Genomic DNA, 20,315 nt, shown 5'->3' on the forward strand with positions numbered 1-20,315 from the left:
CGAAGGCAATGTTGTTGTGGGATAGAGCGATGCTGTCGAGACGTTTCATCATAGAAACCATCAACGACCAGTTAAAAAATATCTCTCAAATAGAACACTCTAGACACCGCAGCGTGCATGGTTTTATGCTAAATATGATTGCCGGACTCATCGCCTATCAATTGAAAGACAATAAGCCACAACTGAACCTCACTAACGCAGAGTTTAATGCTATTACAGTTATGGCTTGTTAAACCGATCTCAGGTTAGCTAGGTTGAGAAGGGCTTGATTGAGTGGATATGAAAGCAAAAAACGCTGCGATTCTATAGAAGGAATCGCAGCGTTTTTTATTGAGCTGTATTGGTTGCTATTGATTTCGACACGTTTTAAATAGCGTTAAGTTTCAATACATTTATTTAGACTGGTGCAAAAATTCGGCGCGGGTCGCAGGGTTAGATTTGAAAATACCGCCCAGCGCTGTGGTAGTGGTCGAACTGGTGGAGTCCATCACGCCACGGGATTTTACGCAGTAATGCACGGCATCCATTTTAACGGCAACGTCTTTGGTTTCGAGCAAGGTTTGTAGCGCGACTAACACTTGCTGAGTCAAACGCTCTTGCACTTGTGGACGTTGGGCAAAGAAACGCACAATACGGTTAATCTTTGATAAACCAATGATTTTTTTGCGTGGTAGATAAGCTATGGTCGCAGTGCCATCGATAGTCACTAAATGATGTTCGCAGGTGCTGGTAAGGCTAATGTCTTGCACTCGCACCATTTCATCGAAGCCCATCTTATTGTCGATAACCGTGATCTTAGGGAAGTTCGCATAATCTAAGCCGGAGAAGATTTCATCGACGTACATTTTAGCAATGCGGCGCGGCGTATCGGCAAGGCTATCATCTGACAGATCCAATGACATTAATGTCAGGATTTCTTTCATATGATGTTCAATCTTGTCTTTACGTTCTTCACTGCTGTAAACGCTTGGGAGCATTGGGGTTTCAAGTCCACGTTCTAATAACGCGGCTTGTACTTTTACTGCTGCTTCACTTAATGCCATCTTATCCTCCACTACGTCGTAGCGGCTATAACAGAAAACCTATGCTGATCATCGCGTGGTACTTGGGCTGTTCAGCATCAGATACAAATTATTGCTATTCTCGCTAGGGCAAGAATAGGGGGAGGAGGATAGCGCGAATTGCAGACAATTCATACCGAAAAACGCGCATAGGCCACATGAAAAAGCCGATAGTCCTTATCGGATATCGGCTTTAAATCTGCCACTGCTAATCGAGTTTAGCCTAGCAGTGTCGGCAAGTTTGAGTCAATTCTAAAGTTTCAGATTGGTTTTTAGGAAACTGAGCATTTGTTCATAGTATTTCGCTCTATGCTCATCGTTATAAAAACCGTGGCCTTCATTGTCCATCACCAGTTTTTGGTAAGGATAATTGTGAGCTTTTAGGCCTTTTTCGAGGGATTCGAGTTGTTCAATTGGCGCTCGCTCATCTTCACCACCATGCACCAATAGTATGTTTGCTTTGAGTTTATCGACGTTTTCAGAAGGAGACATTGCTTTAAGTACCGCTTTATCTTGGCCAAGCACATCCTTGAGATAGCTAGTACCAGAACGGCTGTTGGCGACATCGCCTTCATTAAACATCAATTCAAGATCATATACGCCAGCTACACCTATGGCGCATTTAAACATATCTGGCGCAAGCACAGCGCTCTGCAAGGCGCTGTACCCACCAAAACTGCCGCCAACAATACAGATGCGTTCCTTATCGGCAAAACCTTGGTCAATAACGTACTGGGTTGCGTCGATAATGTCGTGCTGAATATCTGAGCCCCATTTTTGATAGCCAGCGCGTTCAAATTGATCGCCATATCCGCCTGAACCACGGAAGTTGACCTGTAGAACGGCTATGCCTTGGCTTGCTAGATATTGGTTTTGTGGGTCAAAGCCCCACCAGTCACGGATACCGTGTGGACCACCGTGTGGATTGACGACTAAGGGTAGGTTTTTAGCTTCTTTACCAAAGGGGAGCGTTAGATACCCATGGAGTTGTTTACCATCACGGCTGGTGAAACTGATGGGTTTAACATCAGCCATTTGCTCTGGGTCGAGCCATTTTTTAGCGGCGGCTAGATATTCAAGTTTTAGTGTTTTCGTATCAAATATGTAGTAATCGCCAGGGTTTCGATCGTTAAACGCAAGTACAACGAGTTTTTCTGCATCTCGGGTTTCGCTAACAATTCGTACTTGATGGCCGGGGAGAGCACCAAGCAGATCTTTTAGTAATTTAGCGTGCGAATCCTCATTATCGACAAAGGCATAACTTGGGTAACCATTTTCAAACTCGACGGCGTAAAGTTGTTTATTGGTGCCGTTAATCCAAAAGTTGCTAGGGTCAACGTTTTCATCCTGAATGATTTCAGTTTTATCGCCCGTTTCGAGATTAATTTTGTAAACCCCTAAGGTTTCACCTTGGGAGCGACCGGCGGCATAAATCGTATTTTTATCATCGGCAAAGGAGAGTGGTTTAAAATCAGCAAGACCTAGATTTAGTTTATCTGTATTTACCCAGTTACCATCTTTGCGGTAGAAGACTTTAGTGATGTTTTGTTTGTCTTCACCTGCAACGAAGCGAACCTCTCCATCATGGTCTGTCATAAAACGGGCTCTGCCGATAGGTGAGCCTGTGATGCGTTTACGTGTGCCATTGAACAAGTCTACGCGATAGACATCTTGTGATAGTTCAAAGTCAAGATTGATCCTATCATTCCATGGAATAGCATTGACTAACATGTAGCGTTCATCATCTGGCAGAGGATCGAGGATAAACGCGCTCGCACGCATAGGGGTGTTTTTCTTGATATTTGAACCTGTTTGTTGCTCGCCACTCTCGAAGCCGAATAAATACGCTTTTCGTGAACCATCGGCATTTACCGCCATCAATTCACCGTAGTAGATAGGTGTGTCTTGCCAGCCTTTTAGGTATTCTTTTGCCAGTACCAGTCGCTCACTGTTGGCCCATTCATAGTCGCCGACTTGAGCATTATCGGGAAAACGTATCGCATTGAGGAGTTTTTTGGTTTGGGTATCTAAGACTAAGAGAACGTTTTTACCTTCGACACTTGTGATAGCGCTTAAATATTTACCAGTAGGCGATATTTTTACATCCGAGTACTCATCACCTTTGCTGAATAACTGTGCTTGCGATAACGCATTCGCGTTGGAGCTATTGGCTGCAAAGGTGGATATTGGAAGTATTGGTAAGCAAAGTGTCGCCAACATGGCTAATCGGAAGAGTTTCATCTGACATCCTTGTAAAATCATTGTGTTTTTTGTTCTTAAAATGTTTTTCGAGGATAAAACAAAAGATGGGGCGAAACAAGGAAGGAATATCGAAAATAAAGGACGATAGTTACCGTCCTTTATGTTGAAAAATCATTAGCTTTGTAAAAGTTGGTGCTGGATAAAACGCCACTGTTCATCGAAGTGTGTCGTCGGTTTGAGTTTGAATTCACTTCGTACAAATTGGGCGATGCGGCCTTCGGCAAAGGCTAACAGTAAATTGGCTAATATGGCTTCGTCTAAGTTGAAGCCTTTACCTTCTCGTAGGGTTTTTTCCCGTAAAATTTGCTTTAACTGGGTTTCAATTTTGGCAAATAAGTTACCAATACGGCTTCGCAGGCGTTCATTTTCACCGAGTAGAGCATCACCGTTGAGAACGCGGGAAATTCCTGGGTTACGTTCTGCAAAGATCAGCAGCAGTTGCAGTACCAACTGGCAGCGCTTCATGGTGTCTTTTTCGTCATCCATGATTAAATTGATGCGCGACAATAACGACTCTTCGATAAATTCGATTAGGCCTTCGAACATCCGCGCTTTACTCGGGAAGTGGCGATACAGTGCGGCTTCCGATACACCGACTTCTGAGGCCAGTTTCGCTGTGGTGATCCTTTGTCCTGGGTTGGTTTCTAGCATCTGCGCTAGACATTGCAGAATGTGTTCACGACGATTAATTTTTGGGCTTACAGCCATTGCAGTATCCTTGGCTCAATAACGACTTAGGGGATTATTTAGTGCCTGAATGGCCAAATCCGCCTTCACCACGGTCTGAGCTGTCGAACTCATCAACGAGTTTGAATTGTGCTTGTACCACAGGAACAAACACCAGTTGCGCGAGACGATCGCCCATTTCTAAGGTGAATGGACTGTCACCACGATTCCAACAAGATACCATTAAGGGGCCTTGGTAATCTGAATCTATGAGTCCGACTAGATTCCCCAGTACAATACCGTGTTTATGGCCCAGGCCTGAGCGCGGTAAAATCACCGCTGCAAGTCCTGGGTCGGCCACATGAATGGCAATCCCCGTGGGGATGAGCACAGTTTCACCCGGTGCTATGGTTAAAGCCGTGTCTATCATGGCGCGAAGATCCATGCCTGCACTGCCTGCGGTGGCGTAAGCGGGCAAGGGAAATTCTGAGCCGATACGGGAGTCGAGAATTTTTAATTCAATCGGTGTTTTCATGTATTTGTTTTTTCTTTCACTATCAACGAAAGTAATTGGCGTGCCAACGTGAGTTTGTCAGTAGCAGGCAAATCTTGACTGCCGTGCGGCCAGAAAACACGCAGGGCATTAGCATCGGCATTAAAGCCTAGGCCAGCAATGGAAACGTCGTTTGCGGCGATCATGTTCAAGTTTTTACGTTTGAGCTTATCGCGCGCATAGGCTTCTACATCATGGGTTTCGGCGGCAAATCCCACCACAAAAGGACGGTTAGGTAAGCTCGCAACCGTGGCTAAGATATCAGGATTCCTCACCAGCGCAAGTTGCATTTCTTCGGTCGATTTTTTGATCTTACAGGTAGCAATATCGCTAATGCGGTAGTCTGCAACGGCGGCGCAGCCAATAAAAATATCTTTTTTATCAACGTTATCCATAACAGCATCGAGCATATTTTGCGCCGATTCAACATCAATGCGTGTCACGCCTTCTGGGGTGCTTAGATTTACTGGGCCTGAGACTAAGGTGACTGTTGCCCCCATATCTGCCGCGGCTTTGGCTAGTGCAAAGCCCATTTTTCCAGAACTGTGATTTGAAATGTATCTGACGGGATCAATTGCTTCACGGGTTGGTCCGGCGGTAATCAGCACCGACTGGCCAGCAAGAGGCAGCGCAGAGACTTCTTTTGTTGCAAAAAAATCACTGGCTAGCTCGGCAATTTCTAGCGGTTCGAGCATGCGTCCAGGACCCACTTCACCACAGGCCTGACTGCCACTGGCGGGTCCCCAAAGTGTAAAACCACGTGATGCTAGGCTAGTTAAATTCGCCTGCGTAGCCAGATTGCGGTACATCTGCTGATTCATTGCTGGACACAGGGCAATTGGCGCCTCAGTGGCAAGACATGTGGTGGTGATTAGCTCATCGGCCATGCCTGCATTAATCCGCGCCAATAGGTTTGCGGTTGCAGGGGCGATGATGACGAGATCTGCCCAACGAGCGAGTTCTATATGACCCATGGCTGCTTCTGCTGCGGGGTCGAGCAAGCTAGATGCCACTGGATGTCCAGACAACGCTTGCAGCGTCAGAGGCGTGATAAATTCCATCGCACTTTGGCTCATCACCACGCGCACATCAAAACCACGCTCTTTCAAGCGACGTACTAAATCAGCACTTTTATAGGCCGCAATACCGCCGCCAATGCCCAGCAGGACGTTTTTATTTGTCAGACTCACAGACATCATCCGAGATAGAAATAATGCCGGCAACAATATCACAAAGTGGTGAATTTTAGTGACTATCCCAGTTCAAAAAATCTCGTCCATACTCAGTAAAGTGAAAATATGTGAGATGACAGGGAGGTCACATGGGGATTAAAGATTGGCCTGAGGGCGAAGGTCCCAGAGATAAACTGTTACAAAAAGGAGCTGCGCATCTCTCGGATGCTGAATTACTGGCAGTATTGCTGCGTAACGGTTTAGCTGGATTAAACGCGGTTGACCTTGCTAGGTCGCTTATTTGCGAGTTTGGCGGCCTCAGAAACCTGCTCTGTGCCCCAAGAAATCAGGTGTGTCGACTTCCGGGCGTAGGACCTGTAAAATACGCCCAGCTTCAAGCTGCGGCCGAATTAGCGCGGCGTGTAGCGCAGGAAAATCTGCAAAGAGGTCAGGTTTTGACAAATCCCGATTTAACTCGGGACTATTTAATGCGACAATTGGCCGATCGCTCCTATGAAGTGTTCGCAGTTTTACTGCTGGATAGCCAGCATAGAGTGATTCAATTTGTCGAATTATTCCGCGGCACAATAGACTCAGCCTCAGTGTATCCACGTGAAGTGGTGAGCTTAGTGCTGGAGAAAAAGGCCGCAGCAGTTATAGTTTGTCATAATCATCCGTCTGGTATTGCCGAGCCCAGTCAGGCTGACCGACGAATAACTGAGCGATTAAAAAATGCGTTAGCAACCATAGACGTATCCTTGTTGGACCATATGGTTGTAGGTGATCGAGAGATAGTTTCTTTTGCAGAACGAGGCTGGATTAATTAATCTAACACTTGATCTTCACTCTGTGATCGTGTATAAAATGCGCCCTCTTTGTGCCTCGGGCGACGGCCATACGAGGCACATTAATGCTCGAGCGTTAAAATTGTTTTTGGAGAAGATTGACATGTCAAGAGTATGCCAAGTTACTGGCAAGAAGCCGATGGTTGGTAACAACCGTTCGCATGCAAAAAACGCGACCCGTCGTCGTTTTTTACCTAACCTACAAAACCACCGTTTTTGGTTAGAAGAAGAAAAGCGTTTCGTACAGTTACGTGTATCTACTAAAGGTATCCGTCTGATCGACAAAAAAGGTATCGAAGTTGTTGTTGCTGAACTTCGTGCCCGTGGCGAGAAGGTATAATAGATCATGGCTAAAGCTAAAGGTAATCGTGAGAAGATCAAATTAGTTTCTACAGCTAAGACTGGTCACTTCTACACAACTGAAAAAAACAAGCGTAACATGCCTGAAAAAATGGAAATCAAAAAATTTGATCCAGTTATTCGTCAGCACGTTATCTACAAAGAAGCCAAAATCAAGTAATCCTTGGTTAGTGTTTCGAGAAAAGCCCCTTATTTAAGGGGCTTTTTTTTGCACTTTTTTTAGTGGCTAGTCATCAAGTTGAGATAATTGCCTCGCAAACTGATGCCGCTGAATCATCCCCTGTGAAGTTAAAAAAGTGTGAACACTTACTGAAAATATAAAATAGTGCGGTTCTAAGCACTTTAAATCATCAAATCTGCACTTTAGTGAGAATAAATTCTTTATATGTGAATTAAAATGCAATACCATACGCGAAAGTTAGCGATTCATTCCTGGTGTGTCATAGTGACGCTGCCAGCTCAAAAATGAGGTGTAAATAACGCGTGCGTACCACTGAACTGGTTGATGGATTTCGTCATTCTGCCCCCTATGTTAATGCTCACAGAGGTAAAACTTTTGTGGTCATGCTGGGTGGTGAAGCTTTGGCTCAAAATCAATTCCGCGCCATCTTAAATGATGTCGCCCTGCTGCACAGTTTAGGGATCAAAGTGGTGTTGGTATATGGCGCTAGGCCGCAGATTGATGCTGCATTAGCCGCCAACGGTATTGCGCCTGCCTACCACGACGGTGTGCGTATCACGGATGAAGATTCGCTCAAAGTGATTAAGCAAGTTGCGGGGGCACTGCAATTTGATATCACAGCGCGTTTATCCATGAGTTTAAGTAATACGCCGATGCAAGGTGCGCAAATTAACTTAGTGAGCGGCAACTTTGTGATTGCTCAACCACTGGGTGTGGATAATGGTGTGGACTTTTGTCTGAGTGGCAAAGTGCGTCGTATTGATGTGCAAGGCTTAAAACGTCAGCTAGATAATCACTGCATCGTGTTGATGGGGCCGATTGCGGCTTCGGTTACTGGTGAAAGCTTTAATCTCACCGCTGAGGAAATCGCGACTCAAGTGGCAATTAAGCTTAAAGCAGACAAGATGATCGGCTTTAGCTCACAGAACGGTATTCTCGATCGTAATGGCGATGTAATTGCCGAGTTGATGCCAAATGATGCGCAAAACATCATGAACAAGCTGGCCGAGCAAGGGTCTGCTTGTGTTGGCACTATGGCGTTTCTCAAAGCCAGTATCGATGCTTGCCGCAATGGTGTGCCACGTTGTCATTTAGTTAGCTACCTTGAAGATGGTGCTTTACTACAAGAGCTGTTTTCCCGCGAAGGGATTGGTACACAAATCGTCACTGAGAGTGCTGAGCGTTTACGCTGTGCGTCGATCGCCGATATTGGCGGTGTGTTGAACCTTATCCGTCCATTGGAGGAACAAGGCATTCTGGTGCGTCGTAGTCGTGAGCAGCTTGAGATTGAAATCGAACAGTTCATGTTGATTGAGCGCGACGGTTTAGTGATTGGTTGCGCTGCGCTCTATCCTTTTGAAGAGGACAATGCGGGTGAGTTTGCTTGTTTGGTGGTGCATCCTGATTATCGCGATGCCGATAGAGGGAGCTTACTGCTGAAGAACATTATCAATCAGGCTAGAAACCGCGGTTATTCACGCTTGTTTGCGCTGACAACTCGGAGCATTCACTGGTTCTTAGAGCATGGTTTTGTGATTGAAGATGTTGAAGCACTGCCACAGAAGAAAAAGCAGTTGTATAACTATCAACGCCGCTCAAAAATTCTCGCGCTCGATCTTTAAGCCGTTCTAAATCAATCCAATCAATGCCAGCCTAGTACTCATATTAGCGCTGGCATTTTTATTGACATAATATGTCTTTATTGGCAGATTAAGACTTCACTGCATGGGAGATACTGCCAATGAGTCCTCAATTTTTTGAACTCGCCCCTTTAACCCAAACCTCTATCTTCAGTTTTATCGTCTTATTGCTCGGTTTAGCGGGTATCTTGCTGATGTTATGGCTAAAAAATATGCCTAAGATAGCGAAGTCGGCGAGTTTAGGTATATTGCTGGTGGTGATGGGCGGATTTTCTTGGGTCTTCTATCAATCGAATAGCGCCGAATTAGTGTTAACCGATACAGAGCTCACAGTGGATGTTCCCTTCTATAAAGTGCAGTTATCTCGCGTGGATTTATTGCCTGCCGAGGCGCGCATAGTCGATTTGCAGCAAGAGGCAGATTTAGCGCCGAGCTTTAAAACGAACGGCATAGGCATGCCAGGGTTTCAATTAGGCTGGTTTAAGTTGCAGGGGAAAGGCAGGGCATTTTTGGCGATAACAGATAAATCGCAGTTAGTGTTAGTGCCAACGACTAAAGGCTACAGTTTATTACTAACAGTACCGCAAGGGAGTGAGTTTTTAGCACAGTTACAGAAGTAATCATCATATGTCATCACTTCTGCCACTGTGTTTATCGGCGTGATAATGCTCACGCCGTTTTGCGTTTATAGGCCATATCTAAGGTAAAGACGAGCAGCGCGCTCCAGATAAAGCCGAAGGTCACGCCTTTTTCGGCATCGAAGGGCTCATTGAACAGACTCACCGCGAGGATGAACATAATACTCGGACCAATATATTGGAAAAAGCCGAGCATAGACAATGGAATACGTACCGCTGCCCCTGCAAAACACAGCAAAGGAATGGTAGTCACTATCCCTGCCGCCATTAACATCAGATTCAATTGCCAATCGTTAGTTAGCATGCTCGCCGTGGCTGTGTCTAAGGTTGCGACGAGATAAATCAGCGCTACCGGTAATAACACTGCGGTTTCGACCAATAAGCCGGCCTTAGCATCCACATTGACCTTTTTTCGCAGCAGCGCATAGAAACCAAAGGTACCCGCGAGTGCCAGTGAGACGATGGGAATTGAGCCAAAAGAGATTAACTGGATCAATACGCCAGCGCTGGCGAGTGAAACCGCAAACCATTGCAGTTTACGCAATCTTTCGCCTAGAAATAACATACCGAGTAAGACGTTGAGTAAAGGATTGATGAAGTAACCTAGGCTGGCATCGAGCATGTGATCGTTATTTACCGCCCAGATAAATAGTAGCCAGTTTCCCGCGATCAATATGGAAGTAATGGTGAGAACCATCAACTGTTTAGGCTGTTTAAACAGTAAGCGTAAGCGAGAAAAACCGCCGATAAACTGCATAATGATCAGCATAAACACGAATGACCAAATCACTCGATGGAGCAAAATTTCGGTGGCGGAAACATGGTTGAGTAATTTGAAATATAAAGGCGCAAAACCCCACATACAGTAAGCACTGACGGCAAGTAGGATCCCTTTGCGGTATTCAAGATTTGGCATGAGACATCTTCGAAGAACAACAAGGTGGCGATTGTAGGTGTGTCTGACCGCTGACTCAAGGGATTCGCCGCGTTCTTTTCGTTACAGAATATCTCCACAAAAAATTGAATGGGCGATTAAAGTCAGTAAACATCCTGTTAATCAAGACGTTTACCTTAGTCAGTTTTGAGCCCTAAGGCAGTAATACACATCTAAATTTAATCGCCTAACCCACCATATAAGTCCCTGTTCCAAAGGCGATATGCGTGCCTTGCTCATTATGTAGTTCCATGCGGCATACTGAAACTCGATTACCCGCACGAATGACGCTGCCCGTCCCCGTAAAGGTGAGGCCACGGCCAGGTCTAAGATAATCGACGCGCATATCAATCGTCCCTAAAGTTTGGAGGCGTTGTTGTAATTCTTCAATCGTCCAATCTTCACGGCTTGCGACCAGTCCTGCAAATGCGGTAAGTCCGCCGACCACATCCAGTACTGTAGCTGTGACACCGCCGTGGAGGATCTGTTGATGGATATTGCCAATAAGTTCTGGTTTCATATTGATGACCACTTCGACACCGTCGACATCGTAACGTTTGATATCGAGTCCGAGTAGATTATGGAAAGGGACATGTTGATCAAATACTGCTGCGACTCTTCTCAAAGCTTCGGCTTGGATTGGGTTTGTCATGGTTTCTCATCCTTGTCACTGAGTGACGGTATTAGGCGTAATTGGATTTGTTATCAACACTTAGATTAACAAAGTGCGGCTTAGAGCAATTAATCTACAGTGAAGCGTGCGCAGAATGCAACTTAAGCCAGATTGAAGATAAATTGGCTATGGGCATTATGGTTAGTTGAGGGAGGGCGATCTTAGTCGATGACATTTATCCAGAATGGGTTTACGACAAGATGGCGCAAGACAGGAGCGGTTCAGTCCTTTAGAATAGGCCCCCTCACTTTTGACATAGAAGATCCATGGAAAAGCTCGTACTCGACACGCATGATGATCCGCTCTCGCAACGCCTCGCGCAGGTGTTTGGTTACCGTGACTTTAGGGACGGTCAGCGGGAGGTGATAGAACGTGTCTGCGGCGGGCAAGATTGCTTAGTGATCATGCCGACTGGCGGCGGTAAGAGTCTGTGCTATCAGTTACCCGCCTTGATGATGAATGGCATCACTATTGTCGTCTCCCCATTGATTTCTTTGATGAAAGATCAAGTCGATAGCTTATTGCAAACCGGTGTTGCTGCGGCTTATCTGAATTCTTCTTTGCCGCGCGAGCAGAGTGCCGAAGTATTAAGGCAGCTACGCCACGGTGAGTTAAAGTTACTTTATGTGTCACCTGAGCGTTTATTAACCGCTGATTTTATTGAGCGTATGCAGTCTCTCCAGCTGGCGATGTTTGCCATCGATGAGGCGCATTGTATCAGTCAGTGGGGCCATGATTTTCGCCCTGAATATGCGGCGCTCGGCCAGTTAAAGCAACTCTTTCCCTATGTGCCCATGATGGCGCTGACCGCAACAGCAGATCAGGCGACTCGGCAGAGTATTTGTGAGCGGCTCGGTATTGACCCGTTCCGTTTACTTTCAAGTTTCGATCGGCCCAATATTCGCTATACAGTCGCTGAAAAGCTTAATGCAGCTAATCAGTTACGACATTTTTTAACGCAGCAGAATGGCACTAACGGCATTATTTATTGTAGCAGCCGTCGCCGTGTCGATGAAGTGGCTGACCGTTTATGCCTGCAAGGTTTTAATGCCAAGGCCTATCATGCGGGAATGACGCAGGAAGACCGTGGTGCAGTACAGGATAGTTTCCTTAAAGACCAAATCGATATTGTGGTTGCCACTGTGGCTTTCGGTATGGGTATTAATAAGTCGAATGTGCGTTTTGTGGTGCATTACGATATCCCAAAAAGTATCGAAGCCTATTATCAGGAAACGGGCCGAGCAGGACGTGATGGGCTCGATGCAGAAGCTTTTATGTTGTTCGATCCCGCCGATATTGGTCGGGTGCGACATTTGATTGAACAGTCCGAGCCAGGGCCGCAGCAACAGGTCGAATTCCACAAACTTAATACTATGGCTGCCTTTGCTGAGGCGCAGACCTGTCGCCGCCAAGTGTTGCTGCATTACTTTGATGAGAGTGCATTAGAGCCCTGTGGTAACTGCGACATTTGCCTCGACCCGCCTAAGCGTTATAACGGCACCGAAGATGCACAGAAGGTGTTGTCATGTATTTTCCGTTTAGGCCAGCGTTTTGGTATCAATCATTTAATTGAAGTGTTGCGCGGTTCGAAAGGCGCACCGATAGTCGAACGAGGGCATGACAAACTCACGACTTGGGGGATTGGTAAAGACAAGAGCCATGAATATTGGTTGAGTGTGATCCGCCAACTCATTCATTTGGGACTGGCGAGTCAAGATGTGACTCGCGGTTCATCTATTACCCTAAACCCATCAGCACGGCCTGTGCTCAAAGGTGACGTAGCGTTAATGCTCGCCGAACCGCGTATTCAGTTAACGACCACAAAACGTAAGGCGAGTCAGTCTAAAGCACCGTTGAATTATGACCGTAAGTTGTTCGCACGGTTGAAGTTATTGCGTAGAACCATTGCCGAGCAGCAGGATGTGCCGCCGTATTTAGTCTTTAACGACGCTACCCTCGCAGAAATGGCAGCCATGATGCCAACGAGCGCGGGGGAAATGCTCGTAGTCAACGGAGTGGGCGAGCGTAAACTGAGCCGTTTCGGTGACGCTTTTCTCGATGAAATCGCGGCTTATTTAGCGGGAGAATAATAGTTTGGATTATTTTCATTGATTTTAACCTTGCCCAATTGATTGATACTGGCTCTCTTAATTAAAGACTCTAAGGTATCAAACTGTTGCATCGCCGCTATACCAATATTGACCTTACTTGAACCCTGCCAAGGCTGAATGCAAGCAACTAACTGACTAACGACTCTTTTAGCACCAGTTGCCGAGGTATGCGGCAGGATAATGACAATTTCATCCATCGAATATCGGATTAACTTATCTTGCTCCCGTAGTCTGTGTTGTAGCTCATCCTGTAAGATAGGTAGGTCAACTTGACGGATCTGACTCGCATTAAACAATAATAAAGACAGTGGGTAATTACCTTGTTTGGCACTGTTTAATGCTGATGTGACTTGTTGGAGCAGCGTTTCCGCAGGTTCATTACCTTCAATATGTGGGGCACGATTATTCTGTTTATCAATCAAATACCAAATCGCTCCGCCCAATAATGCCATCGCGATTAAGAACAGTGTGCTATAGGCCCAATCGACATTTAGCTCTTGTAAGATTGAATCTTTTTCTGGTGCAGTGCTATTTGGCTCCTGCTGCAGATCTTGTTGATTTAGACGTGCCTTAAACTGCAATATCCGAGCATTATTCATCGCTTGATTGGTGAGCTCGGCCGCTCGATAACGTTTGAGTAAGAAAGAATAGGCCTGTTTAAAATCCCCTTTTTCTAAGTAGTGATCGCTCATGATCCCGTAAAATCCTTTGAGATCAGAATACTGTTTTAGATTTTCAGCTTGCTCAATTGCGTGATTCATGAGGATTAAAGCGGCATCTTCTTGATGCTGAGCAAAACGAATTTGGGCGAGTAGGCGAGTTGAACGCATTGTCGCTAATTGTTGATTTTGTTTTTTAAACGTATTAATCGCGATAGAAAGATATTCTTCGGCATTATCGATGCGGCCTTTATCGAGCGCGATTGAGGCCAAAATGGCATAACTGTAGGCGAGTTCAAGTGGCGAACCGAGCTCAGGTAAAAGCGCTTTAGCTTGTTGTTCGAGTTTATCACTGTAATCAAACTCTTGATTATCAAGCGCTATCCGAGCTGCATTGCGTAAAATAAAGTGTAAAACCTTCCCTTTTGCATCGGCACTTTGTATACCTAAGTTGGTGTAATACATGGCTTGGGGGAAATCATGGGTGGCATAAAGTAAATTTCCCATCGCGGCATACACATAGGCCTGTGGTGGCCAAATCCAATTTTGGTTTTGAGTATGAATATCCGGATAAATATCAATCGCGAGGCGTAAATCTTCGATAGCAGAGGAGAAGTTATCAGTGTCAGTATCGAGTTGGCCACGTAAGCGTAAGGCATCGACTAAGGCTTGTGGTTGCTGGTAACGTCGCGCTAGGTTAATGGCTGAATCAAGCAAAGGTAGGGCATTTTGAATATTGTTATAGCTAAGGTTGGCGTCGGCTTGGCAAATCAAAAAGTAAGGTCGTACTTGATCTAGCTTAAGTTGTTTAGCGTTTGCTTCGCCTAATTGAGCAACGTTGATAGCGGCTTCATTTTCCCCTATTTGTAGTAGGTTTTGGCATTTCAATACACTTAATCTGAGTCGATTGATATCTGAGCTTGCACTGGTCGCAAATTGTTTTTCTAACGCTGTTATTTGAGTGAGTGCTTTACTGGGATATTGGTAGACGAATTCAGTGAGTTCATCTAATTGGTCTATAGCACTGGCCCCAAAGGGAAACAGCCATAACAACAGGCTCAGTACCAAGACGCGAAAATCCATTTTGTGCTCCATATAAAATGCGTAAGTTCTAATATCCCTAATCACTAAGGCGGGATTATAACTTTTCTTAATCGTTTTTTGCATAAAAAACTATTTTTTTCTAAGGGGAATAAGTTAACACATCCCAGTGATTTCTGAATCCAAACAGCCGGTTAATTCTGTGGAATCGATCACTAATTTGGGGATGAAACTCACCGTTATTAGCCTTAAGACAGGTTGAATGAGTGGAACATGAAAAAATTAGGGTTGACACTATCGGCTAGGCAAGTTAAATATTAACCGTCCTCAATAATTCAAACAGAATAAATATACAGATTAAATGAATATTATTAGCCGCAAACTCGACCTCCTCCTTCTCTCTCTCGCGGTTTATACGCGGAGGTCTTAGTGTTGCACGCTCGATAAAGAGGCAAAGCATTCACAAACCCCGCACCGATGTTGCGGGGTTTTTTGTATCTGAATACGGCAAAAATTAACTAACGAACGGTGACGTTCCATGGAGAAGCGAGATGTCTAACAGAGTCATAATATTTGATACTACCTTGCGTGATGGTGAGCAGGCATTAGCCGCAAGTTTGTCGGTCAAAGAAAAACTACAGATCGCTATGGCGCTGGAACGTCTCGGTGTGGATGTGATGGAAGTGGGTTTTCCGGTTTCTTCACCCGGTGATTTTGAGTCAGTGCAGACCATAGCGCGTACCATCAAAAATAGCCGCGTTTGTGCCTTATCCCGTGCATTGGAAAAGGACATAGATGCAGCGGCGCAGGCCTTGTCAGTTGCAGATCAATTCCGTATCCATACTTTTATCTCGACCTCGACTATTCACGTTGAGAGCAAGTTGAAGCGTTCTTTCGATCAAGTGTTAGAGATGGCGGTGGGCGCGGTGAAGTATGCCCGCCGTTTTACCGACGATGTGGAATTTTCCTGTGAGGATGCGGGGCGTACGCCCATCGATAATCTATGTCGTATGGTAGAAGCCGCCATTCGTGCGGGGGCGCGCACCATTAATATTCCCGATACGGTCGGTTACACAGTGCCCAGCGAGTTTGGCAATATCATTCAGACTTTGTTTAATCGGGTGCCGAATATCGACCAAGCGGTGATCTCAGTGCATTGCCATGATGACTTAGGTTTATCTGTGGCTAACTCGATTACCGCTGTACAGCACGGTGCACGTCAAATTGAATGTACGATCAATGGCATAGGTGAGCGTGCGGGTAACTGTTCACTTGAAGAGATCGCTATGATTTTAGCGACGCGTAAGGGCATGTTAGGGCTAGAAACGGGCATTAATGCCAAAGAAATTCACCGTACTTCTAATTTAGTCAGCCAGTTATGCAATATGCCAGTGCAGGCGAACAAAGCGATTGTCGGTGCGAATGCCTTTACCCATTCGTCGGGCATCCATCAGGATGGCATGTTAAAAGCACAAAATACCTATGAAATCATGACGCCAGAAAGCATAGGTTTGAATCGCAACAACTTGAATATGACCTCGCGCTCGGGTCGCCATGTGATCAAGCATCGCATGGAAGAAATGGGCTATAGCGAGCACGATTACAATATGGATACTCTGTATGAAGAGTTTCTAAAATTGGCAGATAAAAAAGGCCAAGTATTTGATTATGATTTAGAAGCCTTAGCCTTTATGGAAGCGCAGGCCGAAGAAGACAATCACTATCAATTGCAGCAATTAGTGGTGCAGTCTGACTCAACTGAAGGCGTAGCTACGGCGACTGTGCGTATCGAAGTGGGCGGCGAAATTAAAACAGAAGCCGCAACGGGTAATGGTCCTGTTGATGCTGCCTATAACGCGATTGCTCGCGCAACCGATCGTCGAATCGATATCATCAGCTACAAGCTAGGCGCTAAAGGCGTAGGTCAAAATGCCTTAGGCCAAGTGGATATTACCGCGGTTTACCACGAGCAAAACTTTCACGGCGTAGGTTTGGCAACCGATGTGGTTGAAGCCTCGGCACGCGCTTTAGTGCATGTGATGAACTTAACGTGCCGCGCAGACAAGGTTGCCGATTACAAACAAAGCATGCAAAAAAATCGAGAGCTAGGCGGCGTCTAGTCGCTAAAAGTATCCAAAGAATAGCAAGGTCGAGCATAAAGCATTTACATTTAAAGGAGTTGGCTGGCGTATGAGTTATCAAATAGCAGTATTAGCAGGGGATGGGATCGGTCCTGAAGTGATGGCAGAGGCGCGTAAAGTGCTGCGTGAGGTTGAAGCGCGTTTCGATTTGAATATCGAATACACTGAATTCGATGTTGGCGGTATTGCCATCGATAACCACGGTTGTCCCTTACCCGATGCCACACTAAAGGGCTGTGAAGCGGCCGATGCGATCCTGTTTGGCTCGGTAGGCGGCCCTAAGTGGGAAAAGTTACCACCAAATGAGCAACCTGAGCGCGGCGCGCTATTGCCACTGCGTGGTCACTTCGAACTGTTTTGTAATCTGCGCCCAGCTAAATTGCATGATGGCTTAGAACATATGTCACCGCTGCGTAGCGATATTTCCGCCCGTGGCTTTGATGTTTTATGTGTGCGCGAGTTAACCGGCGGCATTTATTTTGGTAAGCCGAAGGGCCGTCAAGGCGAAGGCGAAAATGAAGAAGCCTTCGATACCATGCGTTATAGCCGCCGCGAAATTAGCCGTATCGCCCGTATCGCCTTTGAAGCCGCCCGTGGTCGCCGTAAAAAAGTGACCTCAGTGGATAAAGCCAACGTACTGGCTTGTTCAGTCTTATGGCGCCAAGTGGTTGAAGAAGTCGCGGTAGATTTCCCCGATGTCGAGCTTGAACACATCTATATCGATAATGCGACCATGCAGTTGCTACGTCGTCCCGATGAGTTCGATGTGATGCTATGTTCTAACCTGTTCGGCGATATTTTATCCGACGAAATTGCCATGTTAACGGGCTCTATGGGCTTGTTGTCATCGGCGAGCATGAACAGCACTGGCTTTGGTTTATTTGAACCAGCGGGTGGCAGTGCGCCGGATATCGCGGGTAAAGGCATTGCAAACCCTATCGCCCAAATTCTGTCGGCGGCATTAATGCTGCGCCACAGTTTAAAGCAAGAAGAAGCTGCGTGTGCGATTGAGCGTGCCGTCAGCAAAGCATTAAATTCTGGCTACTTAACCGGTGAGCTATTGAGCAGCGACAAGCGTAGCCAAGCTAAATCAACCGCCGAGATGGGTGACTTTATCGCCAATGCTATAAAGGAAGGTGTGTAATGACGACTGTGCCAAAAAACGCGGTGGCAAAAACGCTGTATCAAAAAGTATGGGATGCCCACGTTGTAGCGACTCCTGAAGGTGAAGCGCCGATCATTTATGTCGACAGACATTTAGTCCATGAAGTGACTTCTCCCCAAGCATTTAGTGGCTTAAAAGTGGCGGGCCGCAAACTGCGTGCACCGGAAAAAACCTTTGCCACTATGGATCATAATACTTCGACCCGCAGCGCCAGCTTGGATGCCCTAAGCCCGATGGCACGCACTCAGGTTGAAACCCTAGCGCAAAACTGTAAAGACTTTGGCGTGCGTTTATACGACATTCATCATCCTAATCAAGGGATTGTGCATGTAATGGGGCCAGAGTTAGGGATTACCTTACCCGGCACTGTGATTGTCTGTGGTGATTCCCATACCGCGACCCATGGCGCCTTTGGGGCGCTGGCGTTTGGCATTGGCACATCTGAAGTTGAGCACGTTTTAGCGACGCAAACTCTGCGTCAGCTAAAAGCTAAGACCATGAAGATTGAAGTGCGTGGTCATGTCACCGATGGCGTGACCGCCAAAGATATCGTACTCGCTATTATTGGCAAAATCGGCATGGATGGTGGCACGGGTTACGTGGTGGAGTTCTGCGGTGAGGCGATTGAAGCCCTGTCGATGGAAGGCCGCATGACAGTGTGCAACATGGCAATTGAGATGGGCGCTAAAGCGGGCATGGTCGCGCCGGATCAAACCACTTTCGACTATTTAGCAGGCCGCGAATTTGCGCCAAAGGGCGAAGATTGGGCAGAGGCTGTCGCTTACTGGAAAGCCATAAAGGCCGATGATGGCGCCGTGTTTGATGCTGTCGTTGAGTTAGATGCCGCTGATATTGCGCCGCAATTGACTTGGGGCACTAACCCTGGCCAAGTCGTAGCGATCGATGGAAAAGTGCCAAATCCTATTGATGAAGTAAATCCAAGTACCCGAGCTAGTATGGAAAAGGCCCTAGAATACATTGGCCTGAGTGCGGGGACGCCTATGACAGACATCAGTATCAACAAAGTATTTATCGGTTCATGTACTAACTCGCGGATTGAAGATTTACGCAGCGCCGCAGTACATGCCAAAGGCCGTAAAGTCGCGAGTGGCGTCACCGCGATTGTAGTACCTGGTTCTGGTCAAGTGAAAGCCCAAGCCGAAGCCGAAGGCTTAGATAAAATCTTTATTGAAGCGGGATTTGAGTGGCGTTTACCGGGTTGTTCCATGTGTTTAGCGATGAACGATGACAGATTAGAGGCGGGCGATCGCTGTGCCTCGACCAGTAATCGTAATTTCGAAGGTCGCCAAGGCCGTGGCAGTCGCACCCATTTAGTGAGCCCGGCGATGGCCGCCGCCGCTGCGGTGGCTGGGCATTTTGTCGATATTCGTAAACCTTACTAATTACCGTAAACCCAAGAGGAGAAGTTAATGCAACCTTTTACGACCCATACCGGGCTTGCGGTCATGATCGACAGCACCAATATCGATACTGATCAAATCATTCCTAAACAGTTTTTGTCTAAGGTGACGCGCGATGGTTTTGGCGTGCACTTATTTCATGATTGGCGTTATTTAGATGATGCGGGGGATGTGCCCAATCCTGAGTTTTCATTGAACCAGCCTCGTTATAAAGGCGCTTCAATTCTTTTGTCGCAGGAAAACTTTGGTTGTGGTTCAAGCCGCGAACATGCGCCTTGGGCGCTGGCGGACTTCGGTTTGCGCGCCATTATTGCACCGAGTTTTGCCGACATTTTTTACGGCAACTCAATCAATAACGGCCTATTGCCTGTGGCGTTAACCCATGCGCAGGTGCGTCAGTTGATGGACGAAGTGGCGGCAGAAGAAGGCGCGCAAATCACGGTTGATCTCACAAGCTGTAAAGTGATTGCACCGTCAGGTGCTGAGTTTAGTTTTACGCTGGCAGAGTCGGCGAGACATAAGTTACTCAATGGGTTAGATGCTATTGGGCTGACCTTGTCCCATGCTGTGCAAATCAGTCAGTACGAAACTCAAATCCAAGGTTGGCGCCGCTAAACTTTCAGCGCACATTTGTACTCGTGTTGAGTCTATATTTAAGCGCCTAGGTTAATACCTAGGCGTTTTTGTTTTGAATCTCAATACACTCTTAATTTAATCAGTTGTATTTTAAAGCATAAATTTTTATTGTCGTTTTGATACTAGAAAATTTTATTCTCCACAGTGATTTATGCT

The 20,315-nt window shown here is 46.3% G+C and carries 19 protein-coding genes; 11 read left to right on the forward strand and 8 right to left on the reverse strand.

The features are described 5' to 3' along the window. Positions 1-233, forward strand: a 233-nt coding sequence (locus L5M18_RS16865) for a transposase (protein WP_263197872.1), incomplete at its 5' end; no start/stop codon positions are given. A gap of 159 nt (positions 234-392) precedes the next feature. Here the strand turns inward: L5M18_RS16865 and folE are convergent. From folE to coaBC, 5 genes are all read right to left on the reverse strand, one after another. Beyond that, complete coding sequence (gene folE / locus L5M18_RS16870) at positions 393-1,043, reverse strand: GTP cyclohydrolase I FolE (RefSeq protein ID WP_006079864.1); 651 nt, start codon at positions 1,041-1,043, stop codon at positions 393-395. A gap of 270 nt (positions 1,044-1,313) precedes the next feature. Beyond that, positions 1,314-3,302, reverse strand: coding sequence for an alpha/beta hydrolase family protein (locus L5M18_RS16875; RefSeq protein WP_263197874.1), 1,989 nt, complete (start codon positions 3,300-3,302; stop codon positions 1,314-1,316). Between the two features lie 135 nt (positions 3,303-3,437). Next, positions 3,438-4,031, reverse strand: a complete 594-nt coding sequence (gene slmA, locus L5M18_RS16880) for a nucleoid occlusion factor SlmA (RefSeq protein ID WP_113941097.1) — start codon at positions 4,029-4,031, stop codon at positions 3,438-3,440. Between the two features lie 34 nt (positions 4,032-4,065). After that, positions 4,066-4,524, reverse strand: coding sequence for a dUTP diphosphatase (gene dut, locus L5M18_RS16885; protein WP_105251173.1), 459 nt, complete (start codon positions 4,522-4,524; stop codon positions 4,066-4,068). Continuing rightward, the gene (gene coaBC, locus L5M18_RS16890; RefSeq protein WP_212601190.1) at positions 4,521-5,741 is read right to left on the reverse strand and encodes a bifunctional phosphopantothenoylcysteine decarboxylase/phosphopantothenate--cysteine ligase CoaBC; all 1,221 of its coding nucleotides are present in this window, start codon (positions 5,739-5,741) and stop codon (positions 4,521-4,523) included. Before coaBC ends, dut begins: the two co-directional genes overlap by 4 nt. 122 nt (positions 5,742-5,863) lie before the next feature. Between coaBC and radC the strand changes: the two genes are divergently transcribed. From radC to L5M18_RS16915, 5 genes are all read left to right on the forward strand, one after another. After that, positions 5,864-6,541, forward strand: coding sequence for a RadC family protein (gene radC, locus L5M18_RS16895; protein WP_113941095.1), 678 nt, complete (start codon positions 5,864-5,866; stop codon positions 6,539-6,541). A 121-nt stretch (positions 6,542-6,662) separates the two neighbouring features. Beyond that, positions 6,663-6,899, forward strand: a complete 237-nt coding sequence (gene rpmB / locus L5M18_RS16900) for a 50S ribosomal protein L28 (protein ID WP_006079870.1) — start codon at positions 6,663-6,665, stop codon at positions 6,897-6,899. Between the two features lie 6 nt (positions 6,900-6,905). Further along, positions 6,906-7,079, forward strand: a complete 174-nt coding sequence (gene rpmG / locus L5M18_RS16905) for a 50S ribosomal protein L33 (RefSeq protein WP_006079871.1) — start codon at positions 6,906-6,908, stop codon at positions 7,077-7,079. A gap of 323 nt (positions 7,080-7,402) precedes the next feature. After that, positions 7,403-8,722: an amino-acid N-acetyltransferase gene (argA, locus tag L5M18_RS16910; RefSeq protein ID WP_105251176.1), complete on the forward strand. Its 1,320-nt coding sequence runs from the start codon at positions 7,403-7,405 to the stop codon at positions 8,720-8,722. A 119-nt stretch (positions 8,723-8,841) separates the two neighbouring features. After that, positions 8,842-9,360 carry a PH domain-containing protein gene (locus tag L5M18_RS16915; protein WP_198572570.1) on the forward strand — a complete coding sequence of 173 codons (519 nt, stop codon included), beginning with the start codon at positions 8,842-8,844 and terminating at the stop codon, positions 9,358-9,360. A 49-nt stretch (positions 9,361-9,409) separates the two neighbouring features. On the opposite strand, the gene rarD is transcribed toward L5M18_RS16915, so the two are convergent. Then, on the reverse strand, positions 9,410-10,294 hold the full coding sequence (rarD, locus tag L5M18_RS16920; RefSeq protein ID WP_198572571.1) for an EamA family transporter RarD: 885 nt from the start codon (positions 10,292-10,294) through the stop codon (positions 9,410-9,412). A 205-nt stretch (positions 10,295-10,499) separates the two neighbouring features. Beyond that, entirely contained in the window at positions 10,500-10,964 is a 465-nt protein-coding gene (locus L5M18_RS16925; RefSeq protein WP_263197877.1) for a thioesterase family protein, read from the reverse strand. A gap of 287 nt (positions 10,965-11,251) precedes the next feature. Between L5M18_RS16925 and recQ the strand changes: the two genes are divergently transcribed. After that, the gene (gene recQ, locus L5M18_RS16930) at positions 11,252-13,075 is read left to right on the forward strand and encodes a DNA helicase RecQ (RefSeq protein WP_263197879.1); all 1,824 of its coding nucleotides are present in this window, start codon (positions 11,252-11,254) and stop codon (positions 13,073-13,075) included. Here the strand turns inward: recQ and L5M18_RS16935 are convergent. Beyond that, on the reverse strand, positions 13,057-14,838 hold the full coding sequence (locus tag L5M18_RS16935) for a diguanylate cyclase domain-containing protein (protein ID WP_263197882.1): 1,782 nt from the start codon (positions 14,836-14,838) through the stop codon (positions 13,057-13,059). The genes recQ and L5M18_RS16935 overlap by 19 nt on opposite strands. 509 nt (positions 14,839-15,347) lie before the next feature. Here L5M18_RS16935 and leuA point away from each other — a divergent pair. From leuA to leuD, 4 genes are all read left to right on the forward strand, one after another. Further along, entirely contained in the window at positions 15,348-16,916 is a 1,569-nt protein-coding gene (leuA, locus tag L5M18_RS16940) for a 2-isopropylmalate synthase (RefSeq protein WP_113941087.1), read from the forward strand. Positions 16,917-16,986: 70 nt separating this feature from the next. Beyond that, positions 16,987-18,081, forward strand: coding sequence for a 3-isopropylmalate dehydrogenase (gene leuB, locus L5M18_RS16945; RefSeq protein ID WP_198572574.1), 1,095 nt, complete (start codon positions 16,987-16,989; stop codon positions 18,079-18,081). Between the two features lie 23 nt (positions 18,082-18,104). Next, on the forward strand, positions 18,105-19,505 hold the full coding sequence (leuC, locus tag L5M18_RS16950; RefSeq protein ID WP_263197901.1) for a 3-isopropylmalate dehydratase large subunit: 1,401 nt from the start codon (positions 18,105-18,107) through the stop codon (positions 19,503-19,505). Positions 19,506-19,532: 27 nt separating this feature from the next. After that, positions 19,533-20,138, forward strand: coding sequence for a 3-isopropylmalate dehydratase small subunit (gene leuD, locus L5M18_RS16955; RefSeq protein ID WP_113941084.1), 606 nt, complete (start codon positions 19,533-19,535; stop codon positions 20,136-20,138). The last annotated feature ends 177 nt before the right edge of the window (positions 20,139-20,315 follow it).

The organism is Shewanella sp. SM20, assembly GCF_025654545.1.
GTDB classification, from domain to species: domain Bacteria; phylum Pseudomonadota; class Gammaproteobacteria; order Enterobacterales; family Shewanellaceae; genus Shewanella; species Shewanella oncorhynchi.

Excerpts from the sequence above, each read along its gene's own strand:
- L5M18_RS16915 (WP_198572570.1), top strand. The coding sequence starts at position 8,842 with ATGAGTCCTCAATTTTTTGAACTCGCCCCTTTAACCCAAACCTCTATC.
- rpmB (WP_006079870.1), top strand. The coding sequence starts at position 6,663 with ATGTCAAGAGTATGCCAAGTTACTGGCAAGAAGCCGATGGTTGGTAAC.
- leuB (WP_198572574.1), top strand. The coding sequence starts at position 16,987 with ATGAGTTATCAAATAGCAGTATTAGCAGGGGATGGGATCGGTCCTGAA.
- slmA (WP_113941097.1), bottom strand. The coding sequence starts at position 4,031 with ATGGCTGTAAGCCCAAAAATTAATCGTCGTGAACACATTCTGCAATGT.
- rarD (WP_198572571.1), bottom strand. The coding sequence starts at position 10,294 with ATGCCAAATCTTGAATACCGCAAAGGGATCCTACTTGCCGTCAGTGCT.
- dut (WP_105251173.1), bottom strand. The coding sequence starts at position 4,524 with ATGAAAACACCGATTGAATTAAAAATTCTCGACTCCCGTATCGGCTCA.
- L5M18_RS16875 (WP_263197874.1), bottom strand. The coding sequence starts at position 3,302 with ATGAAACTCTTCCGATTAGCCATGTTGGCGACACTTTGCTTACCAATA.
- radC (WP_113941095.1), top strand. The coding sequence starts at position 5,864 with ATGGGGATTAAAGATTGGCCTGAGGGCGAAGGTCCCAGAGATAAACTG.
- L5M18_RS16925 (WP_263197877.1), bottom strand. The coding sequence starts at position 10,964 with ATGACAAACCCAATCCAAGCCGAAGCTTTGAGAAGAGTCGCAGCAGTA.
- folE (WP_006079864.1), bottom strand. The coding sequence starts at position 1,043 with ATGGCATTAAGTGAAGCAGCAGTAAAAGTACAAGCCGCGTTATTAGAA.
- coaBC (WP_212601190.1), bottom strand. The coding sequence starts at position 5,741 with ATGATGTCTGTGAGTCTGACAAATAAAAACGTCCTGCTGGGCATTGGC.
- recQ (WP_263197879.1), top strand. The coding sequence starts at position 11,252 with ATGGAAAAGCTCGTACTCGACACGCATGATGATCCGCTCTCGCAACGC.
- rpmG (WP_006079871.1), top strand. The coding sequence starts at position 6,906 with ATGGCTAAAGCTAAAGGTAATCGTGAGAAGATCAAATTAGTTTCTACA.
- L5M18_RS16935 (WP_263197882.1), bottom strand. The coding sequence starts at position 14,838 with ATGGATTTTCGCGTCTTGGTACTGAGCCTGTTGTTATGGCTGTTTCCC.
- leuA (WP_113941087.1), top strand. The coding sequence starts at position 15,348 with ATGTCTAACAGAGTCATAATATTTGATACTACCTTGCGTGATGGTGAG.
- leuD (WP_113941084.1), top strand. The coding sequence starts at position 19,533 with ATGCAACCTTTTACGACCCATACCGGGCTTGCGGTCATGATCGACAGC.